The organism is Romboutsia sp. 1001285H_161024_C4, from assembly GCF_015550185.1.
In the GTDB taxonomy this organism is placed as follows: domain Bacteria; phylum Bacillota; class Clostridia; order Peptostreptococcales; family Peptostreptococcaceae; genus Romboutsia_C; species Romboutsia_C hominis.
The window spans coordinates 116058-134848 of sequence record NZ_JADNAJ010000003.1 but is presented as its reverse complement, the minus strand read 5'-3'; the positions used below and the strand labels follow the sequence as shown (position 1 = coordinate 134848).

Genomic DNA, 18791 nt, shown 5'->3' with positions numbered 1-18791 from the left:
GCTTTAGTTGGATGTTCTTCAAATGATGAAATGGCTGATGAGGTTAGAACTCCACCTGAAAAGCTTCCTATTGCTACTATAATATTTAAAGACTTTGGAACTATTAAGGCTGAACTATACCCTCATATAGCCCCAAATACAGTTAGTAACTTTATATACTTAGCTAATAATGGTTTTTATGATGGCTTGACTTTTCATAGAGTAATAAAAGACTTTATGATTCAAGGTGGGGACCCTGATGGCACTGGTATGGGTGGCCCTGGATATAGTATTTATGGAGAATTTACTAAGAATAAGTTTAAAAATGATTTAAAGCATACTAAAGGAGTATTATCTATGGCTAGAAGTCAAAATAAAAATAGTGCTGGAAGTCAATTCTTTATAATGACTAATGATTCTCCTCACTTAGACGGCCAATATGCTTCTTTTGGTAAGGTTGTTAACGGGATAGATGTAGTTTCTAAAATAGAAAATGTTGAGACTGACAAAAATGATATGCCTACTAGAAAAGTAATTATAGAGTCAATTAAAGTAGATACATTTGGTACTACTTATGATGAACCTAAAAAAATGTAGCCATATTCTACTTGTAGAATAATTTATTAAACTATAATAAATTATTTCAAATAAATATCACTTCTTGGATAATTTATCTAGCCAAGAAGTGGTCTTTATTTATATAAAGCTTTTTAACCAGTTTTTAGTTTCTTCATCAGAAAATGTTGCTTCTACTGTATTTAAGTATATATTTTTATACTCTATTTTATTAATATTAAACTTCCTGAATATTAAATCTATCTCATTTGTTAAATCTATATTAGATACTGTTCGATTATCTGTATTTAACGTTACATATATTCCATCTTTATAAAAATCATATAATGGATAATTATTAAAATCATCTATTGCTTTAGTTTGAATATTACTTGTTGGGCACATTTCAAGATATACTTTGTTTGATTTTACTAAATCATAAGCTTCTTTCATATCTTTTATTCTAACACCATGGCCTATTCTTTTTGCACCTAGTAAATTTATAGCATCTATAACATTTTGACCACTTGCAGCTTCCCCTGCATGTATTGTTACATTATATCCATACTCTCTAGCTTTATCTATTACAGGTTTAAATTTATTGCAAAATCTTTCTTCCTCACATCCTGCTAAATCTATAGCTACTACTCCCTTATTTATAAATCTTTTCCCTGCTTCTACAACTTTAAGTCCATCTTCTACACTCATAGTTCTTAAACAAGATAATATTACATTACCCTTTATATCATATATATTTTGAGCTTCTTTTATTCCGTCTATTACACTTTGTATTATCTCTTCTACACTTAGTCCTTTATTAGTGTGTAAAAGTGGTGCAAACCTAACCTCTATATATTTTACATTTTCTCTTTGTGCATCTTCTAAAAGTTCAAAAGCTATTTGCTTTAAGCTTACTTTACTTTGCATTACTTTATTTGGTAAGTCAAATTTCTCTAAGTATTCATTAAGCGATGCACAATCTTTTTTTATCATTACCAATTCTTTTATTTCATTTTCTTTATATGAAGGTATCTCTATATTTTCCCTCTTTGCTATATCTATTATTGTTTGTGGTCTAACACTCCCATCTAAGTGACAATGTAGTTCTATTTTGGGTAATCTTCTCATAATAAATTGCCTCCCTAATGTTTTATATTTTTAGTTTTTTGTATAAAAAAATTCTTGATCACAAAGAAGTTTATACATTAAAATCAAGTAAAACTCCTTCGTAATCAAGAATTATAGGTTCTTGGTAGAAACTCCCAAACCATATTATTGGGATTATACGTAGACTATTTAAATTGTTTATTTCTAATGATTTTATTATCTTTTTATAGCATTGTCAATATATTTTTATATTAATAATCTATTTTTTTATGTAAAATAAAGTTAATACATTTATTTGGAGGGTTAAACCATTGCATGAAATTAAATACAAAGATAATTCTATAAAATATTCTATAATAAAAAAATCTAATATAAAAAATATTTATATTAAAGTTAAATATCCTGGTATAGTTACTGTAACTTCACCAAGTGATATATCTAATTTCCATATTAATGATTTATTAAAATCTAAGATTCATTGGATATTAAATAAATTACATGAACTTGATGAGATAAATTTTAGTACAAAAAAACTTGAACTTATAGATGGGGATAATATTTATTACCTTGGAAGTCCATATACATTAAGAATTAATAATAATAAATTCTTATCTAAAAATAGTATATATTTAAAAGAAAATGAGTTTATAGTAGACATAAGTTCTCATATAGGTATATCAAATAGACGTAATGTGATTTATGAATTACTCAAAGAATGGTTTATAACTTCTGGTAATAAAAAAATTAAAGAAAGATTAAATATATACTCTAAAATTTTAAATATATATCCTGAAAATATTAAAGTTAAAGAACAAAAGACTACGTGGGGGACTTGCTCTTCTCTAGGTAATATATACATAAACTGGAGGATATTTTTAGCGCCTATTGATATTATTGATTATGTATTAGTGCATGAGTTATGTCATTTAAAACATATGAATCATTCAAAAGAGTTTTGGAACTTAGTTGAAAGTGTAATACCAAATTATAAAAATAAAAGAAAGTACCTGAGAGATAATTCAAATAAATTAAAAATATAGTTATCTTGTAATACTAGGTAAAATTTATCTTAACTAAAAATGTATATCATCATTAACTTTGGCAAAAATTATTAAATACATAATTACTTACTTTCTATATGTAAATGAAGTATTTAATTTTAAAAGCTGGAGGATATAATGAATAAATTTAAAAATGAAAATATACTAATAGGTGCATTTCTTATTTTATTGTCACTATTTTTGCACTATATACATTACTTAATATTTAAAGATGCTCATCACACTTTGATATTTTTATTTGCAGATATAGCCTTTATACCTATGGAAGTATTTTTCACAACATTATTTATAGACAAATTACTAGAAAAAAGAGAAAGAGCGCATATAGTAGAAAAGCTTAGTTTACTAATAGGCGTATTCTTTACAGAGATAGGAACTAAATTACTGAATCAGTTTACTATTTGTGATAAAAATATTAGTAATATTGGAAATATGGTTGATTTAGATAGACTAATAAATGATGTTGATTATTTTAAAAATATTAAATTAATTACATCTAAATATGACTATAAAATTGATTTAAATAATATTGACTTAACTGTAATAAAAGATTCTCTTCATGAAAGCAAGAACTTACTTGTAATTTTAATAAGTAATGAATATTTACACGATCACGAAACTTTTACAGAAACTATTATGGCACTTTTTCACTTAAAAGAAGAAATTGATACTAGATACAATATAGATATTAAAGAATATGAAAAGGAGCATTTGGAAAGTGATATATCTCAAGTTTATCGATATCTAACTTATATGTGGTGTCATTATATCAATTATTTAAGTTATAATTATCCTAGTTTATATGTAAAAGCACTTATAAACAATCCTTTCGATACTCGCTCTAAGAAAGAAAAAGATGAAGTATATTTAAAGCATTTTAATGTATATAAATAATTTATAAACTTAAAAGATTATATAGTACTTAAAAATTAAAAAAATAAGCAATATACCAAAATAAGTATATTGTTTATTTTAAATCCATTCATAAATAGAATATTGTAATTATCATCTAGAAAATCTAAATATATAATTTATTTTTTACAATATGACATACAACTTTTGGCATATGCTTAGTATACACTTATGTTCTACAAGTAAATATATAAGCATAGAGCTACAAACTTGTTTAGTATATATGAACAACTAGTATAATTGGACGTAAGTGACCTGACCATAGTCTATACATTTTGTCTTTGGTCTTTTGTATTAAAATTTATATATAAATATATGTAGAAGTACATAAAAATACTCCCAAACTATTACTCTGGGAGTATTGCAGCAAATGCACTGTAATTATACTTTTCAAACTGGTTACTTAGCCCTTGAAATATGTTAATTTGCTAGCTATATTTTACTAAGATAAAATATAGCTAATATATAAGATTTTTTTATTTAGTATTTTATTAGAATTATTGTCTACATTCTGTAAAGTCGTAAACATCCATTAATGCCTCGCCAAATCTTTGATAGTGTACTACTTCCCTTTCTCCTAAAAATCTAAATATATCTTTCAAATCAGGATCATCAGTTAAATTTATTAATTGGTAATAAGTCGCTAATGCTTTTTGCTCGGCCGCCATATCCTCATGTAAATTAGTTACAGCATCACCAAACACATTAATATAATCAGTTGTAAAGTTTACTCCATTAGCATCTACTGGTTGAAGTCCATGTCCAAATGTTGCATAATTTGCACCTAGTCCAGCAGCCTTAAGTTCTTCAGGAGTACAATTGTTTGTTAATTGATATAGAATTGAAGAAATTATTTCCACATGAGCCATTTCTTCTGTACCTATATCAGTTAAAAGTGCACGAGATTTTCCAGTTGGCATAGTATATCTTTGTTGAAGATATCTAATTGCTGCAGCCAACTCACCATTAGGTCCACCTAATTGGGTCATTATAAGTTTAGCCATCCTTGGATCTGCATATTTTATGTTAACTGGATATTCTAATGTTTTTTGATAAATCCACATTTTAATGTAGTCCTCCTTAATCTATATTTAATATTTTTAATATTTCTATATTTTTATTCATAAAATTCATTATCCCATGGCCAATAACCACATACCCATCTCCATGGATAATTGCTTGGTGAATACCCAAAATTGGTTAATGGTCCATACTTAATTTCATAATCATATCTGGCTTGAGCATACTTATCGCTATATTGGTTGTATGAATTTAAAGCGTTTTTATCTTCTGGATTATTATCTAAATATAAATTTAATTCTATACAAGCAAAACTGTATTCTAAAACTTTATCTAAAAGATTCCTTCTACTTGATCTCATTCACATCTATCCTCTCTATGTTTAAATTTAACTCTATTCATAGGATTTGCGTATAGCCAATCGTTGTAATTGTTAGATTCTATTAAATCTAATTCTGGAAACAAAGTTCCTCTTCTCAATGCAGTTTTTGGATTATATGAATTATTATAAACCTGACGTTTAACATATGGTCTAGCGAATCCACAACCACACTTTAGTTCAACAGTACTTAAATTATCCATGATTGTCCTCCTTAATTTTTTAATTCGTGAACTTATTTTTTAATAATAGTAAATAATCAAATTGATCTTATTTTCATAGTTAAAATTTTTAAATAATCATTCTGAGTTCTCTATAAATTTTGAGAATATAATATCAATTTAATATATAATATTCATTATTTAGACAATTTGTGAATATATTCAATTAAAAAACATAAAGCATCAAATTTTTCAATAAGATACGACATATACTTATATATCAATAGACTATAATGGACCACTGAAGTACGATCTATCTATGATTAATTTAATCATAAGATTATATATAAATTAAACAGTTATAAAGTAAATTCATATGAATCATTTTAGATAATAACATGATTTTTTAATCCAAAAACAAATTATTAAATGTTTATATAATATTTTTTATAATTTATTTCTTATCATATAAAACACATTGAGTAGAATATTACACTTATTTAATAGATTAAGAAAAAATAATTAAACTTATAAAAAGGGGGAATTTTTAATACATTATCATAATAGGAAAATAAAACGTTAAATTTAATATTTAAGAGGATGGACACTCTTAAAAATAAGAAGTGCAAATATGAAATTATTATTTGAAAGGTTAAATTATCTAAAATCATTTAAAAAATTTAACTTTTTGGCCTTTATAGAACCTAATTACTCTGAAATAGTTGACATAATAAATTTATTAGAAGATCACCCTGTAACAGCTAAGAATTAATAAAAATACTTGATAACTTTCAAAAACATATAAAATGTATTCCTGGTAAATCTACACAAAAAATATTAATAAAGGAATTAAGTATTCTATTTTCACATTTCTTTTTAACTGTTGATTTTCTAGTCTTTTTTGTATAACTTCTAATATATATTTCTTTATCATATAAGATTTCTTCATTTTGTTCTAAGTCTAAAATTCAATTCTGAGCTAATGCATTTTATTTTAAGGGCTGTATTATCTGAAAGTTATAGATTAAAAGAGATCAATGAGAATACATGTAATTTTATATAAAAAGATGAATTTGAAGCACATGTTTATACTAAAGAGGAAACATACAAACGTTACATTAGTGTTATTATCTGGAACAAATATTAAAACTGTTGTTAATAGATTAGGACATAGTGATATTAAGATTAGTATGAATAAATATAGTCATGTTTTAGAAGAAATGGACAAAGAGACTTCTATAAATCTTAGTAATATTTTATTTAAATAATTGTCAGTTTTTATATAAATGTCAGTTTACTGCTATTAAATAATATTCAATATAAAAAATAAATAAGCAATATACCCAAGTTTACTGAGAAAGTATATTGCTTATAGAATGTATTCTACTCGTAAACAGAGTATTGATCCCAAATTTTTTCTAAATCACTAAAGTGTTCTTTTATGTCTTCTTTTTCTTTCATACCAACAGATACTATTAAAGCATTAGCTATACTTAATGCAGGTACTAGTGAATCAACAAATGATGCCATATTACTTTTTACTAATAATACATCATCTGCTAAAGATGCAACTGGTGCAAATAAGCTATCTGTTAATGATATTATATGAGCTCCTTTTTCTTTAGCATAACTTACTATTTGATATGACTTTTTAGAATATCTTGGGAAGCTTATAGCTATTATTACATCTTCTTCATTTATTTTTACTATTTGTTCAAATGCGTCCCCCATATCCATTCTTATTATATGAACGTTATCAAGTATTATATCTAAGTAAAAGCCTAAATATTGAGCTATAGTAAATGAACTTCTCATACCTAATATATATATTTTTCTGGCCTTAAGTATCTTATTTGCAGATTCCTCAAATGCTTTTTCATCTATTGTTTCTAGTGTTGATTTTATATTATCTATATCACCTTTTAGTATTTTATTAAGTATTGTACTATCATCTGAATATTCTTTTGCCATTTCCACTCTTTGAACTGTTGTAAGCTTATTTTTTATAAGTTCTTGTAGTGCTTCTTGAAGTTTAGGGTATCCAGAATAACCTAGTGCATTTGCAAACCTTACTACTGTAGATTCACTAACTCCTACTGTTTCCCCCAATTTGCAAGCTGTCATAAAAGCTACTTTATCATAATTTGATAGTATATATTGAGCTATTAGCTTTTGTCCTTTACTAAGTCTTGGATATTGTGCTTGTATGTCTGAGATAAGTTTTTTACTATCTTTTAAGTCTCTAGTATCTTCCATTTCTTTCTCCTTATAATTTATATATTACCAAAATTTCTAAATTCTTTTAGAAATGCCTCTATATTCAAATTTTCTGTATTTTTAATGTCTGATTGAGCATCGAATATTATTATACCACTTTTACATATATATTTTAAATACTCATTTAAAGATTTTTATATAAAAAACATATATAATTTTATTTTTATCTAGCATCATATAATTAATTCATCTTAAGAAATATTTTTTCAAAAATAAATCAGCTAAAAAAACCATGCTTAAAGCATGGCTTAATATTCTTTTTTCTTTTCTATTAAAATAAGCTCTGGTGGATTATTTATTTGATTTATAAATTTACATTCTAATACATTAAACTCACTTTGATTTAAGCTTTTAACAAAATTATATACACAATTTTTTTCTTCTAGCCCGCCTTCATGTCCTGTATAAATTGCAAGACTTATTACACCATGAGGCTTAAGTAGCTTTAAGCTATTCTCTATAGCCTTTATTGTTGTATTTGGCTTTGTTGTAATCATGTGTTTAGCCCTTGGTAAATATCCCAAGTTAAACACAACACATGAAATTTCTTTGTCAATATATTTGTCCATGTTTTCATGACCATCTAAAATAAGCTTTACCCTAGAAGATAACTCTTCTTTTTCTAACTTTTTAGATGTTGATTGTATAGCTTCTTCCTGAACGTCAAAGCTATATACAAAACCACTTTTTCCTACTTTCTTAGCAAGATATGTTGTATCGTAACCATTACCCATAGTAGCATCTACAACTATATCTCCCTCATTTATTATTTGTTCTAGATACAATTTATTTATGTCTATTACCTTAGTTAGATATTTAGCTTTTATCATAATTCACCTACTTTATACCCTTTAAGTATTTTATCTCATCACTAGTTAAGTGTCTGTAGCTTCCTACTTCAGTTTCTTTTAAAGTTATTTTACCCATAGCAACTCTTCTAAGTCTAAGTACTGGATGATTTATAGCTCTACACATCTTTCTTACTTGTCTATTTCTACCTTCATGTATTTTTATTTGACATATTGAATAATTTTTTTCTTCATTTATTTTTACTATTTTAAACTTAGCAGGTGCTGTTTTATAATCTTCTATATACAAACCTTTCTCAAAGTTTTCTATTTCTTCATTAGTTGGTACACCTTTTACTATTGCCATATAAGTTTTATCTATCTCATGTTTTGGATGAGTTAATTTATATGTTAAATCACCATCATTCGTAAGAAGTAATAATCCGCTAGTTTCATAATCTAGTCTTCCAACAGGATATATTCTTTCTTTTATATCAGTTATTAAATCAAGTACACTTGGTCTGTCAAATTGATCTTTTACTGTTGTTATATATCCTTCTGGCTTATTTAAAACTATGTATACTTCTTTTTCATCTAGTCCTATTTTTTCTCCATCTATTTCTACTATATCTTTAGCTTCATCTACCTGAAATGATAATTCTGTTATAATTTTTCCATTTACACTAACTCTACCATCATTTATAAGTTCTTCGGCTTTTCTTCTTGATGCTATACCACAAGACGCTATATATTTATTTATCCTCATATTACACCTTCTCTTTAATATTTTATCATGATAATAATTCACTAATATAAGACTTTTTATTATTACAATTATATATAATAATACATTGTTGTTAAAAACAAAACCCTAATTTTTTTTCGTTTATATGAAATACTATTAATATATCTAATTTAAGTACATTTTTAAGGAGAATATTATGATTTCAAAGGAAAATATAAAGTATTATGTATTTATAGCTTTTATAACTATACTTATATATAAGTTTATAGATTCACCAGAAAATTTATTATCTAATATAAAGGGTTTATTCATGATTCTAAGTCCTTTTTTTATAGGTATTTTATTTTCTCTATTGATAAACCCATTTATGGTATTTCTTGAAAAAAAGTTTAATATTAAAAGAATTTTAAGTCTTTTAATATCTTATATTGGTATTTTTTTATTAGTATCTATCTGTGCTAATATGATAATCCCCTCTTTAATAAATACATTGAGCACTTTATTAAAGGAGATACCTTATTGTATAAATACTTTACATACAGTATTTACTAAGCATATATCTCATTTAGATATATTAAAACTATTGATATATAAAATAGAAGATGGATTAAATATACTATTAAAAGAACTTAATAATTTATCTTCAAAAACTTCCACTGATATCTTAAATTATATACTTAGTATAACTTCTTTATTTTTTAATATTTTAATGGGTATTATATTGTCTTTTTATATATTATATGATAAAGAAAATATAATACTAAGTTGTAAAAATTTATTATACGCTATTACCACTACTAAAAAAGCTAATTCTTTTTTAGAATTTTTTAAAACCTTTAATTATATATTTTATCATTATATAGTTGGTAGAATATTAGACTCATTAATAATAGGAATACTAGCTTTTTTAGGATTTAAGTTTATAATTAAAATTGATAATGCTATATTTTTATCATTTATAATTTTTTTAACTAATATAATACCTTATTTCGGTCCATTTATAGGAGCTATACTACCTATTTCTATGACTTTTCTTTATAGTCCCCTTAAGGCACTTTGGGTATTTGTATTTATTTTTATTCTTCAACAAATAGATGGAAATATAATCGGACCTAAGATTATGGGAGATCAGGTTGGACTTAGTCCACTTTGGGTTATATCTGCAGTACTTATAGGAGGATCATTATTTGGTATATTAGGTGTTTTTTTATCTGTTCCTTTTGCAGCATTAATAAAAATTTGTTTGGGTAAATACATAAACAATCATATAAATATTAAAGATTCAAAATAAGAATTTTCATCAATTAAATATTCTTTTATATTATCTATATGAAATAAAATTTACAATTTAAGTACAATAAATAGCTATGATTTAAATCATAGCTATTTATTGTACTATACAACCTTATTTTAAAATTTTATCTACTATAGTTCGTATTTTTTGTTCTACAGTTTGAGGAATAGGTTGAGTATCTGGATTTGTTGAAGGGATTATAGGAGGTGTTCCCGGTTGATTAGGAACTATTGGTTGTGTTATTTCCATATTTTCTTTTGAGTTTCGCTCTTCTTTTTGCTTTTCTTCAGCTTCTTTTCTTCTATTTTCCTCTTCTTTAGCTAGTATTATAGCTTGAATACTTGAAACTTGCTTTTGTGCATAAATTACACCTTTTTTAGAAGCTTCTTTTGCATTTTCTTTCCTTTCTTTCTGAGCTTTTTGATACTCTTCATCTAATTTTATAAGTTCTTTTTTCTTAGTTAATGCCTCATTTTTAATACTTGATGAACCATCTTTTATATCTTCTATACGTTCAAGTTCTTTTATAGCTTTTTTATAATTTCCTTGATTTTCATATTCATTAGCTTTTTCCATATTAACAGCTTGCATATACATAGCTCTGGCCTCATCATCTGCACTATCGGCCTGTAATGCATCTGCTAATATGTCCCTAGCTTTATCATATTCATGTTTTTCTAAAGCAACTTTTCCCTGACTAACTAAATCATCGTCTTCTTTAGAACAACCTACCATTACAATTGATATCAATGATAATAGTAAAATTAATTTTAATTTCATTAAATCCCTCCTTATTATCTAGTAATAATTCTATCATATTTGTTGTTCATATAGGAGAAAATATCGAAATTAATATTTTTAAAAACTTTTTTGTTTTATTTTTAGCTAAAGTGTTGTAAATATTCATTTAGAAACCTAATTTTTTAGCTATTATCACTTTAATTAAAAACTTTCTGCAATGTGTTGTATATTTGATATTATTAAAAATATGATTAAACATATTTAAAGTGTAGGCATAATAAATATCTACACTTTTTTAATATTAAATACTATATTATATATAAATACAAATCTTTTATATATATCTAAACAATTTATTTAAAAATATATCTACTATTTCAACTTCACCATCTAACTTATTTACCCTACTTCTTTGTAAATCATCTATTTCTTCCCCTGTTATAACTAATACTTTTGGAGTTTCAAAAAAAGGTATTGTTGATTTTTTTATTTTTTCATCCATGTTTTCATACTTAGAAGTGTTTAATTTCTCATCTATTTTTATGTCTATCAAGATTTGCTTTATATCTCCATATTTATCAATATATTCTACAAATAAATCATACTTTGAATTTCCTACTGATATATTTCTATAGAATCTTTTTATATCATATCCATTATTATTTAGTTTGATTGCCACTTCTGATCCAACAACTACCTTTATAAGTTCTTTACCTTTGTATTGTTTACTTCCATTTAGGTAATATACATATGAATTGTCTTTATACCCTGAATAATTTATATTACATGGATACTTTCTAAGTGTATAATCATTGCACATCTTTCTTAAAGTTTTTTTAAAAGATTTTTTTTTGAATTTCTTCCTTGTCCCAAAAACTTTTCCAAATTGATTTTCCGTCATACACCTAACTCTACTTACTAAAATCAATATCTCTTTTTCTATCCCAAGCATATTGTCTATCTCCTTGAAGTTATTTGATATTAAAGGTCATATATTATTATATTAAGCAAGTACTATAAAATTTACAAATTTTAGGTGATTTATTTAAAAATTCAAATATTATATTTAATTAAACTAAAAAGAAGTAGCAAATTTGCTACTTCTAACTTAAATCATTTATTTTCTTTAGTCATGTTACCTATACTTAAGTTATCAAATTCAACTATATCTACAAATCCCTTTTCCCCTTTTTGGTAAGTTATTTTAACCTTATCTCCTACTTGAGTAAGTGGTAAGTCTATAGATACTTTTGATGTTGCATTAAATACTTTATCACCATTATTTTCTAAAGTCAGATAATAGAAAGTATTCCCTGACTTTACATCTGGGCTAATTCTAGATACAGTACCCTCTACTATTTCTGTTGTTGTATCATTTTCTATTTTTATATTATTTCCTTTCGAAGAAAGTGCCTCTCTATAATTCCTAAGTGCTTCTTCTTTTGTTTCTCCAAGCCCTAATATGCTAAAGTCTTCTACTGATATAAATGCAACCATCTTAACTAATCCTGCTTTATCTTTTAAAGATGAAACATATGTAGGAGTTCCAAGTATATTATACATCACAGGGAATGTTGCTTCATAGTTTTTCTCTTGAACTTTACCCTCTGCAGATCTCATAGCTGCTGCTTCTGTTGCACCTGGTTGTTTATATAATTTAGCTTCTTTAGTACGAGTATCAACTAACATAAACCCTATAGTTGATTCATCTCCACCAGAAGAAGTTATCCCTGTATACCAATATGATTTATCATCATTTCCGTAAACTAAAGATGTTCCTTCAGTTGGAACTAAAACGCCTTCTTCTGATATTACAGAATTTAAAAATCCTTTCACATATAATCCCCAATCATTTATTTGATCTGTTACAAATTCTTGAGGCTGTATTCTATCTATCCATTTTGGTGCATTTTTTATATTATACCTCTTAGTTTCTCCAGTTTCTGCATCTACTGTAGCCACCCCAATAGCATTAGCACCGCTATATCCTATATCATGTTTGTATAATGTTGTAACCCAATAAGGTCTGCCTTCATCATTTATTTCAAGTGTAAAATCTGTCATACCTACATTTACAATTCCTTTTAAATACATATGTCTGTGTAAGTCTTGATGTAGATATGCTTCTGGTTGATATACTATCTTAACAGGTTTCCCGTCTATCTTTTGAACTAATCTTACATCTTGAGGATTACTAGCAGATACCATTACATATCCGTTAGTTCCATCCATGGATGTTATCCATTTTATTAAATCTCTATGTACAAGTGGTGCCACCCAATATAAATTTCCATTTACACTTTGTATATGAAATTTACCAAGTTTAGCAACACTTCCTAACGCTGGTACTTCTCCAACTTTTTTGTCTCCCAATTTCATAGCCATATCTTCATCTACTAAACGAATATCTGCTACACTTACAGGACTTACATCTTTTGTAAAGGTGCTTTCCTTAACCTCTCCTAATAAGTTTCTATATGATTTGGAATGAAGTATTGGTGAAGATGTTATAAATGGAACAGCTATATTATAAGCTATAAGTATTATAGCTATAAAAAAATTGTATTTTGCCATTTTAGAAGTCTTTTCTGACCTATCAAGCATCATGTCTAATATGCCCGATAAACCAAAAAATAGTATAAGTGTTGATGTAAATGATATGAAGTCAAAACTTAAAACTGGTAGTTTTATGATTAAATATATCAAAATGACTATAAGTGATATTATGTACGGTTTTATTTTCTTTCCCATTAAATACTCCCTTTCTTATTATTTGTATTTAATTACATTATATCCATTTATTGTAAAAAAATAAATACCTCTTTAAAATAAGAGGTATTTATACATTAACTGTTCTTCTTAAGTACATATCATTTTTATTTCTATCGTAGTATTTAGAAAGTAATCCTTCGTATTCTAGCACTAAACCTTTATAATCATAAAAATCATTAGGCCTTACTTCATAAGAAGGCTTATTCATAATATCTATATCACTTTTTTCTAGCATATCAGCAACAAAATGTGAACATACATATTTAAATTCTTTTTCTCTAGGTCTATCTATGCTTAGATATAAAAGTGCTTTTACATCATAATCATATTGTTCTCTATTTTCACTTACATTCATTATATTCTTGTATAATTTATGATATTGTTCATCAGTAACATCTAACGAGTAAACACGACACATAGTGTTAGTTCTTATAGCGTATAAACCTTCATTTATATTTTCCTCCACAAACCCTGCAAATATAGGAGTTTTAGGATTTAACCTTCCAAATGAATACATAGGTCTTAATTGTTCATTTAAAGATATTGATACATGTGCATATGGGGTTTTACTTATACGTCTTATAAGAAACGATAATACTGTACCTGTATATGTTGTTATAATATATACTTTTTTCATATTACTCTCCCCCTTCATTAAAATATAACTATAAAATTATATCACAAAAATATATATATAGTAAATGTTTTTGTGAAATTATTTGTCGAAAATTATAAATATTATATTTATATTATTTAATTCTATTTAGGTACATTTCCTGTATGTATTCTATTATTTATTTTTCTTCCAAGTATCCAAGATATAATTACAGCTAAAGCAAATACTACTACTTTAATAGGTTCTTGTAAAACTTTATCCAAATCTTCCCCAATGTAACTTATAAGTAAAAACATTACAAATTTTCCAAATACCATTCCTGATATATAATTTTTTATTTCTGTTCCTGCAAATCCAGATGAAATTGTTACTAAAAAATCTGGTATAAAAGGACATGCATAAGATATAAATATAGTGTTAAATCCTTGCTTATGAATCCAAGAAGTTATCCTTTTTACTTGTTCTTTTGATTTATACTTTTGTATGTATTTTAACCTTGAAAACTTATTTGCTATATAGTATAGAATTATAGATGCAATTGCTGACCCTACCCATGACACTAAAAAACCCATCCACATCCCAAGAACAAAAGCATTTGCTAGCACTATCGCAATTAATGGAAGTATTGGAGCAAAAGTCTCAAGCATTATAAGTAAAAATCCAACTATTATGGCTAATGCCTTGTGGTCTGTTAATGAATATAGTATTTGTTCCATAATTAACTACTCCTAAATATATGTTTATTAGTTTAAAAAATGACTATCATATTATTATTATTTAGACTTATCTAGTAAGTATACATTTTTTTATGGCATTTTAGGATTTAAGTTCACTATTTAAACGGAAATTTATCATAATTTTATATTTATATTATAAAATTTAGTCATTCGTATAATAATTTTAAGTATATATATTTAATTATATCTTTATTTTTTTACAATATTAGATTAAAATTAATATTATGGATTATAGTACTTTTTTGTACTATGGATAAAAAATTAATAAATGAGAGGTACTATTAATATGTCAAACGAAAATGTTTCATCTAATTTCATAAAAAACATTATAGTTAATGATTTAGAAACTGGAAAACATGACAGCATTATAACTCGTTTTCCACCAGAACCAAATGGTTACTTACATATAGGTCATGCTAAAAGTATATGCTTAAACTTTGGTCTTGCAAAAGAATTTAAAGGAAAAGTAAACTTAAGATTTGACGACACTAACCCTGTTAAAGAAGATGTAGAATACGTAAATTCTATAAAAGAAGATGTTAAGTGGTTAGGATTTGATTGGAATAATTTATTCTTCGCATCAGACTATTTCGATACAATGTACGAAAAAGCTGTGCTTCTTATAAAAAAAGGTAAAGCTTATGTGTGTGAATTAACACCTGAAGAAATGAGAGAATATCGTGGTACATTAAGTGAACCTGGTAAAGACAGTCCTTATAGAAACAGAACTGTTGAAGAAAACTTAGACTTATTCGAAAGAATGAGAAACGGTGAATTTAAAGATGGAGAAAAAGTATTAAGAGCAAAAATTGATATGTCATCTCCTAATATAAACTTTAGAGATCCTATAATATATAGAATAGCTCATTCAACGCACCATAACACAGGAGACAAATGGTGTATATATCCAATGTATGCATTTGCTCATCCATTAGAAGATGCAATAGAAGGAATAACTCATTCTATATGTACTTTAGAATTTGAAGATCAAAGACCATTATATGATTGGGTTGTTAGAGAATGTGAAATGGAAAATATCCCTAGACAAATAGAATTTGCAAGACTTAACCTTACAAATACTGTTATGAGTAAGAGAAAGCTAAAGCAACTTGTTGACGAAGGTATAACTGATGGATGGGATGATCCTCGTATGCCTACTATATCAGGTCTTAGACGTAGAGGATATACTCCTGAAGCTATAACAAACTTCTGTAGAGAAATTGGTGTATCTAAAGCTGATTCTAAAGTTGATAGCCAAATGCTTGACTTTTTCGTAAGGGAAGATTTACAACCTAAAGCTCCACTTGCTATGGGTGTTTTAAGACCTTTAAAATTAGTTATAACTAATTATCCTGAGGGTCAAATAGAAATGTTAGAAATCGAAAATAATGCAAAAGACGAAACTAAAGGAAAAAGAATGGTTCCATTCGGTAGAGAACTTTATATAGAACAAGAAGACTTTATGGAGGAACCTGTTAAAAAATACTTTAGATTATTCCCTGGAAACGAAGTTAGATTAAAAGGTGCATATTTTGTAAGATGTAATGAAGTTATAAAAGATGAAAATGGAAATGTAACTGAAATACATTGTACTTATGACCCAGAAACTAAGAGTGGTTCAGGATTTACAGGGCGTAAAGTTAAATCTACTATACATTGGGTTGAAGCAACTACTGCTAAGCCTTGTGAATTTAGATTATATGAACCATTAATACTTGATGATGCTCCTGAAAATGAAGGTAAGCATTTCTTAGAACAAATAAACCCAGATTCTCTAGAAATACTTCAAGGATTTGCAGAGCCTACTCAACTTGAAAATGCTAAAGTTCTAGATAAATTCCAATTTGTTAGAAATGGATTCTTCTCTGTCGATACTAAATATACTACTGATGATAAATTAGTATTCAATAGAGTTGTTCCTTTAAAAAGTTCATTCAAACCTTCAAAATAATAAATAAAAAAGGAAGCTAAATTTAGCTTCCTTTTTTATTTTACTCCAAGTATTTTTATTCCATCTTCTATACATTCTATATCCAGAGGAAAATCTGGCCCTCTTTCTCCATCTATATCAGTTAATAAACCATCACAACAATCTATTCTTACTTTTTTAGTTTTAAAATATAATATCTCACTTTCATTGTATGTATCTAAGTGCTCACCCTTTAATATACTTATAAGCACTGGTATTGATTTTGGTATAGGCATTGCTTTAAATATAATAACATCTAGGTAACCATCGTCTACTTCTGCTTTGTATGCCAAATTTAAATTACCTGCTGTTTTTCCATTAAAGACTAACATAAGATACATATCACCCTTGTACATAACTTCTTTGGAATTTACATTTATATTGAATTTTCTTAGGTGAAGAGCTTCCTCTATACCTGTAATATAATAAGATACTTTTCCCATATAATTTTTTAATTCTGGATTTATCTTCTGAGATACATCAGTAAACATCCCTGCACTAGCTACATTTATAAAATATTTATTATTTATTTTTCCTATATCTATACTTTTAGGCTCTGAATTGAGTATATCTTTAACAGCTTTATTTATATCTAATGAAATATTTAACGCTTTAGCAAAATCATTAGCTGTTCCTGTTGGAAGTATAGCAATAGGTATATCTACATTAAATTCTTTCATAGCATTTAGAACTATGTCTACTGTTCCATCTCCTCCTGCTATTAATAAATGGTCATAAGTTTCATCCATATCTAAAAAGGCTTTACTTATGTGCTGATGTTTACTTAATCTATATGGTATAAGTATGTAGTTATATTTTTGATATATTTTTATTATATTATCAAGTTGGTTTGTTATTTTTTTCTCACCTGAGTTTGGATTATATATAAGCTTTACTTTTTTCATATTTCCTCCTTACTACCCTTGGTGATATACATATTATATATTATTGACAAATTATGTATTCATTATGTGTAGGATAAATTGTATACTATTTTAATACCCAAAACTTTCATTTATAAATATTATATGTATTCTATTTGGTATTCTTTGTTTTTTTATAATAGTATATTCACAGCATATTCGTTCACTGCTACTACAGTCCATACAATAGCCTACCTCTTTACATGGCGTCTTAGTATTTAACCTTTTAGCATTCGCAGGGGCAGATACTACTTTATTTCTATTTATAGCTTCATCTATATTTTTTACTATCTTATTTACTCCACATACTACTATAACTTTATCAGGTCCATAAAGCATGGCAGCCACTCTATTTCCCATTCCATCTACATTGTATAATTCTCCTTCTTCTGTTATAGCATTAGTACTAGTGAAGTATGCATCTGCACAGAAAGATTTTCTAAATATCTCTTTCATCTCCTGAGGTGAGAGATTTTCTTCGTATCTATCTAAAAAATTATATCTACCACTTCTTAATAAATCTATAATACCTGTTTTAAATAAAGTCATAGAGCCACCACAAGCTACTAATGACTTTTCATCAACTAACTCTTTTATTATATTTATAATATCATCCGTATCTTTTGCTAAATAACCATTCATATTGTTTTTTTCTAAAGCTTTAATTGTTTTTTCTATTCTTTTTTCATTGATCCAAGTTATATTTTTATCCACAATAATTCACTCCTTAAAACTATATTTTATATAAATTTTTC

22 protein-coding genes and 1 riboswitch are annotated in these 18791 nt (G+C 26.3%); of the genes, 7 read left to right on the top strand and 15 right to left on the bottom strand.

The annotated features are described in order from the left end of the window. The first annotated feature begins 30 nt into the window (after positions 1–30). Positions 31–576, top strand: a complete 546-nt coding sequence (locus I1959_RS07245; RefSeq protein ID WP_243240020.1) for a peptidylprolyl isomerase — start codon at positions 31–33, stop codon at positions 574–576. A 99-nt stretch (positions 577–675) separates the two neighbouring features. Here I1959_RS07245 and add read toward each other — a convergent pair whose 3' ends face one another. Continuing rightward, positions 676–1662 carry an adenosine deaminase gene (add, locus tag I1959_RS07240; protein ID WP_092925913.1) on the bottom strand — a complete coding sequence of 329 codons (987 nt, stop codon included), beginning with the start codon at positions 1660–1662 and terminating at the stop codon, positions 676–678. Between the two features lie 81 nt (positions 1663–1743). Then, positions 1744–1843, bottom strand: a riboswitch (purine riboswitch). A gap of 109 nt (positions 1844–1952) precedes the next feature. Between add and I1959_RS07235 the strand changes: the two genes are divergently transcribed. Both I1959_RS07235 and I1959_RS07230 read left to right on the top strand, forming a co-directional pair. After that, positions 1953–2681 (top strand): M48 family metallopeptidase, encoded by a 729-nt coding sequence (locus tag I1959_RS07235; RefSeq protein WP_166505378.1) that lies wholly within the window; start codon positions 1953–1955, stop codon positions 2679–2681. A gap of 138 nt (positions 2682–2819) precedes the next feature. Then, entirely contained in the window at positions 2820–3596 is a 777-nt protein-coding gene (locus I1959_RS07230; protein WP_092925916.1) for a hypothetical protein, read from the top strand. Positions 3597–4111: 515 nt separating this feature from the next. On the opposite strand, the gene I1959_RS07225 is transcribed toward I1959_RS07230, so the two are convergent. From I1959_RS07225 to I1959_RS07215, 3 genes are read right to left on the bottom strand one after another with little or no spacing between them, the layout of a single operon-like run. Then, complete coding sequence (locus I1959_RS07225) at positions 4112–4678, bottom strand: manganese catalase family protein (protein ID WP_195237722.1); 567 nt, start codon at positions 4676–4678, stop codon at positions 4112–4114. Between the two features lie 53 nt (positions 4679–4731). Continuing rightward, positions 4732–4995: a spore coat protein CotJB gene (locus I1959_RS07220; protein WP_195237720.1), complete on the bottom strand. Its 264-nt coding sequence runs from the start codon at positions 4993–4995 to the stop codon at positions 4732–4734. Continuing rightward, positions 4992–5216: a spore coat associated protein CotJA gene (locus I1959_RS07215; RefSeq protein WP_195237718.1), complete on the bottom strand. Its 225-nt coding sequence runs from the start codon at positions 5214–5216 to the stop codon at positions 4992–4994. Before I1959_RS07215 ends, I1959_RS07220 begins: the two co-directional genes overlap by 4 nt. Positions 5217–5805: 589 nt before the next feature. Between I1959_RS07215 and I1959_RS07210 the strand changes: the two genes are divergently transcribed. Next, positions 5806–5946: a hypothetical protein gene (locus I1959_RS07210; protein WP_195237716.1), complete on the top strand. Its 141-nt coding sequence runs from the start codon at positions 5806–5808 to the stop codon at positions 5944–5946. 51 nt (positions 5947–5997) lie between these two features. On the opposite strand, the gene I1959_RS15645 is transcribed toward I1959_RS07210, so the two are convergent. Then, positions 5998–6123, bottom strand: a complete 126-nt coding sequence (locus I1959_RS15645) for a hypothetical protein (protein WP_271892903.1) — start codon at positions 6121–6123, stop codon at positions 5998–6000. An 88-nt stretch (positions 6124–6211) separates the two neighbouring features. On the opposite strand from I1959_RS15645, the gene I1959_RS07205 reads away from it, so the two are divergent. Beyond that, positions 6212–6442, top strand: coding sequence for an integrase (locus I1959_RS07205; RefSeq protein WP_240275834.1), 231 nt, complete (start codon positions 6212–6214; stop codon positions 6440–6442). Positions 6443–6557: 115 nt separating this feature from the next. Here the strand turns inward: I1959_RS07205 and I1959_RS07200 are convergent, their stop codons facing one another. The 3 genes from I1959_RS07200 to I1959_RS07190 form a co-directional block, all read right to left on the bottom strand. Beyond that, the gene (locus I1959_RS07200) at positions 6558–7430 is read right to left on the bottom strand and encodes a MurR/RpiR family transcriptional regulator (RefSeq protein ID WP_092925918.1); all 873 of its coding nucleotides are present in this window, start codon (positions 7428–7430) and stop codon (positions 6558–6560) included. Positions 7431–7699: 269 nt separating this feature from the next. After that, the gene (locus tag I1959_RS07195; RefSeq protein ID WP_195237712.1) at positions 7700–8281 is read right to left on the bottom strand and encodes a tRNA (mnm(5)s(2)U34)-methyltransferase; all 582 of its coding nucleotides are present in this window, start codon (positions 8279–8281) and stop codon (positions 7700–7702) included. Between the two features lie 7 nt (positions 8282–8288). Then, entirely contained in the window at positions 8289–9005 is a 717-nt protein-coding gene (locus tag I1959_RS07190; protein ID WP_166505374.1) for a pseudouridine synthase, read from the bottom strand. Between the two features lie 175 nt (positions 9006–9180). Here I1959_RS07190 and I1959_RS07185 point away from each other — a divergent pair, with 175 nt between their 5' ends. Further along, positions 9181–10275, top strand: coding sequence for an AI-2E family transporter (locus I1959_RS07185; RefSeq protein WP_195237710.1), 1095 nt, complete (start codon positions 9181–9183; stop codon positions 10273–10275). A 114-nt stretch (positions 10276–10389) separates the two neighbouring features. Here the strand turns inward: I1959_RS07185 and I1959_RS07180 are convergent, their stop codons facing one another. The 5 genes from I1959_RS07180 to I1959_RS07160 all read right to left on the bottom strand — a co-directional run bounded on the left by I1959_RS07180 (position 10390) and on the right by I1959_RS07160 (position 15123). Next, complete coding sequence (locus I1959_RS07180) at positions 10390–11058, bottom strand: tetratricopeptide repeat protein (RefSeq protein WP_166505372.1); 669 nt, start codon at positions 11056–11058, stop codon at positions 10390–10392. Positions 11059–11353: 295 nt separating this feature from the next. Then, positions 11354–11971, bottom strand: coding sequence for a hypothetical protein (locus I1959_RS07175; RefSeq protein ID WP_092925928.1), 618 nt, complete (start codon positions 11969–11971; stop codon positions 11354–11356). Positions 11972–12132: 161 nt separating this feature from the next. Further along, on the bottom strand, positions 12133–13770 hold the full coding sequence (locus tag I1959_RS07170; RefSeq protein WP_195237708.1) for a hypothetical protein: 1638 nt from the start codon (positions 13768–13770) through the stop codon (positions 12133–12135). 88 nt (positions 13771–13858) lie between these two features. Beyond that, positions 13859–14428, bottom strand: a complete 570-nt coding sequence (locus I1959_RS07165) for a hypothetical protein (protein WP_195237706.1) — start codon at positions 14426–14428, stop codon at positions 13859–13861. Positions 14429–14550: 122 nt separating this feature from the next. After that, entirely contained in the window at positions 14551–15123 is a 573-nt protein-coding gene (locus I1959_RS07160; protein ID WP_195237704.1) for a TVP38/TMEM64 family protein, read from the bottom strand. A gap of 307 nt (positions 15124–15430) precedes the next feature. Here I1959_RS07160 and I1959_RS07155 point away from each other — a divergent pair, with 307 nt between their 5' ends. Next, on the top strand, positions 15431–17095 hold the full coding sequence (locus I1959_RS07155; RefSeq protein WP_195237702.1) for a glutamine--tRNA ligase/YqeY domain fusion protein: 1665 nt from the start codon (positions 15431–15433) through the stop codon (positions 17093–17095). A 35-nt stretch (positions 17096–17130) separates the two neighbouring features. Here I1959_RS07155 and I1959_RS07150 read toward each other — a convergent pair whose 3' ends face one another. Continuing rightward, complete coding sequence (locus I1959_RS07150) at positions 17131–18018, bottom strand: YegS/Rv2252/BmrU family lipid kinase (protein WP_092925938.1); 888 nt, start codon at positions 18016–18018, stop codon at positions 17131–17133. A 90-nt stretch (positions 18019–18108) separates the two neighbouring features. Next, positions 18109–18750, bottom strand: coding sequence for a lactate utilization protein (locus I1959_RS07145; RefSeq protein WP_195237700.1), 642 nt, complete (start codon positions 18748–18750; stop codon positions 18109–18111). Between the last annotated feature and the right edge of the window lie 41 nt (positions 18751–18791).

Coding starts and splice junctions, on each gene's coding strand:
- I1959_RS07245 (WP_243240020.1), top strand. CDS start 31: ATGGCTGATGAGGTTAGAACTCCACCTGAAAAGCTTCCTATTGCTACT.
- add (WP_092925913.1), bottom strand. CDS start 1,662: ATGAGAAGATTACCCAAAATAGAACTACATTGTCACTTAGATGGGAGT.
- I1959_RS07230 (WP_092925916.1), top strand. CDS start 2,820: ATGAATAAATTTAAAAATGAAAATATACTAATAGGTGCATTTCTTATT.
- I1959_RS07225 (WP_195237722.1), bottom strand. CDS start 4,678: ATGTGGATTTATCAAAAAACATTAGAATATCCAGTTAACATAAAATAT.
- I1959_RS07220 (WP_195237720.1), bottom strand. CDS start 4,995: ATGAGATCAAGTAGAAGGAATCTTTTAGATAAAGTTTTAGAATACAGT.
- I1959_RS07215 (WP_195237718.1), bottom strand. CDS start 5,216: ATGGATAATTTAAGTACTGTTGAACTAAAGTGTGGTTGTGGATTCGCT.
- I1959_RS07210 (WP_195237716.1), top strand. CDS start 5,806: ATGAAATTATTATTTGAAAGGTTAAATTATCTAAAATCATTTAAAAAA.
- I1959_RS15645 (WP_271892903.1), bottom strand. CDS start 6,123: ATGAAGAAATCTTATATGATAAAGAAATATATATTAGAAGTTATACAA.
- I1959_RS07205 (WP_240275834.1), top strand. CDS start 6,212: ATGAGAATACATGTAATTTTATATAAAAAGATGAATTTGAAGCACATG.
- I1959_RS07200 (WP_092925918.1), bottom strand. CDS start 7,430: ATGGAAGATACTAGAGACTTAAAAGATAGTAAAAAACTTATCTCAGAC.
- I1959_RS07195 (WP_195237712.1), bottom strand. CDS start 8,281: ATGATAAAAGCTAAATATCTAACTAAGGTAATAGACATAAATAAATTG.
- I1959_RS07190 (WP_166505374.1), bottom strand. CDS start 9,005: ATGAGGATAAATAAATATATAGCGTCTTGTGGTATAGCATCAAGAAGA.
- I1959_RS07185 (WP_195237710.1), top strand. CDS start 9,181: ATGATTTCAAAGGAAAATATAAAGTATTATGTATTTATAGCTTTTATA.
- I1959_RS07180 (WP_166505372.1), bottom strand. CDS start 11,058: ATGAAATTAAAATTAATTTTACTATTATCATTGATATCAATTGTAATG.
- I1959_RS07175 (WP_092925928.1), bottom strand. CDS start 11,971: ATGCTTGGGATAGAAAAAGAGATATTGATTTTAGTAAGTAGAGTTAGG.
- I1959_RS07170 (WP_195237708.1), bottom strand. CDS start 13,770: ATGGGAAAGAAAATAAAACCGTACATAATATCACTTATAGTCATTTTG.
- I1959_RS07165 (WP_195237706.1), bottom strand. CDS start 14,428: ATGAAAAAAGTATATATTATAACAACATATACAGGTACAGTATTATCG.
- I1959_RS07160 (WP_195237704.1), bottom strand. CDS start 15,123: ATGGAACAAATACTATATTCATTAACAGACCACAAGGCATTAGCCATA.
- I1959_RS07155 (WP_195237702.1), top strand. CDS start 15,431: ATGTCAAACGAAAATGTTTCATCTAATTTCATAAAAAACATTATAGTT.
- I1959_RS07150 (WP_092925938.1), bottom strand. CDS start 18,018: ATGAAAAAAGTAAAGCTTATATATAATCCAAACTCAGGTGAGAAAAAA.